This is a genomic window from Actinosynnema sp. NPDC023658, assembly GCF_040639995.1.
Lineage (GTDB): Bacteria > Actinomycetota > Actinomycetes > Mycobacteriales > Pseudonocardiaceae > Actinosynnema.
In genome coordinates, this window is sequence record NZ_JBFAAX010001386.1 from 1 (window position 1) to 1204 (window position 1204).

The following is a 1204-nucleotide window of genomic DNA, read 5'->3' on the forward strand; positions in this document are numbered from 1 at the left end:
GGGCGTCACCGGCCGCGACGGCCACGCCGCCCGCGTCGCGCAGCTTGTCCTGGATCGCCGGCGACATGGTGATCTCGATGAAGTCGTAGGCGAGCTGCTTGTTCTTCGAGCCCTGCGGCACGACCCACAGGTTGCCGCTGGACCCGGACGTCATGCCCGGCCACGGCACGGACGCCCACTCGAAGTCCTTCACCTGGGCCTGCACCCGGCCGTACCACCAGCTGCCGCTGATCATGATCGGGTTCTTGCCCTGCATGAACGCCAGGCCCATGTCCTCGGCCTTGACCCCGGCGGAGTCCTTACTGATGTAGCCCTCGCGCAGCCACTCCGCGAACGTCTCCGCGCCGTACACCCACGCCTTGTCGTGGAAGTTCACGTCACCGGTGTAGCGCTGGAACCGGTCGACCCAGTCGCGGTCGGCCTTGGTCAGCGCCAACTGGTAGAGCACCTGCTGGGCCGGGTACTCCGCACCGCCCAGCGCGAGCGGCGTGACGCCCGCGGCGGCGAACTTCTTCATCGCCGCGGTCAGCTCGTCCAGCGTCCTGGGCGCGGAGAGGCCCTGCTGGTCGAACATGGTCTTGTTGTAGTAGACCATCACGTACTCGGCGTAGTTGGGGATGCCGTACCACTTGCCCGACCCCATCACGCCGCGCTCGTCGTACTTCGCCGTGGTGTCGATGCCCGGCCCGAGCTTGCGGTCCCACCCGCGCTTGGCGACCTCGTCGCTCAGGTCGGTGAGCAGGCCCTGCTTGGACAGCAGACCGGCGGTGGCGTTGCCCTTGTTGTACTCCAGGATGTCCGGCGCGTCCTTGGAGTTGAGCACCATCGAGGCGGTCTTCTGGATCTGCTCGAAGCCCTTCTCCTCGAACTGCACCTTCACGCCGGGGTGCGAGGACTCGAACTGCTTGATCGCCTCGGTCCACGCCACGCCCATGGCGCTGTCCGGGCCCTCGTAGTGCCACAGCTTCAGGGTGTTCGGGTCGGAGGCCTCGTCCGACCCGCCGCACCCGGCCACGGCCATCAGGGCGGCCACGGCGGCCACCAGGAGTCGCTTGGGCATCAGGATGATCCCTCCACGGTGAGGTTGTCGATCCGGGCCTTCCCCGTGAAGACCAGGTACACGTCCTGACGACCGGTCGCGCCGCGCAACGGCGCGGAGACCTTCGTCCAGGAGTACTCGTCGGCCGTGGTGGGCACGGCGAGC

The 1204-nt window shown here is 67.9% G+C and carries 2 protein-coding genes; both read right to left on the reverse strand.

Translation table 11 applies throughout. From position 1 onward, the window contains the following. Positions 1–1060 (reverse strand): extracellular solute-binding protein (locus AB0G02_RS41210; RefSeq protein WP_360806297.1); only part of this gene is annotated, 1060 nt, incomplete at its 3' end. After that, a complete protein-coding gene (locus AB0G02_RS41215) occupies positions 1060–1197 on the reverse strand; it encodes a hypothetical protein (protein ID WP_360806300.1) in 138 nt (45 codons plus the stop codon). The genes AB0G02_RS41210 and AB0G02_RS41215, both read right to left, overlap by 1 nt. Positions 1198–1204: the final 7 nt, after the last annotated feature.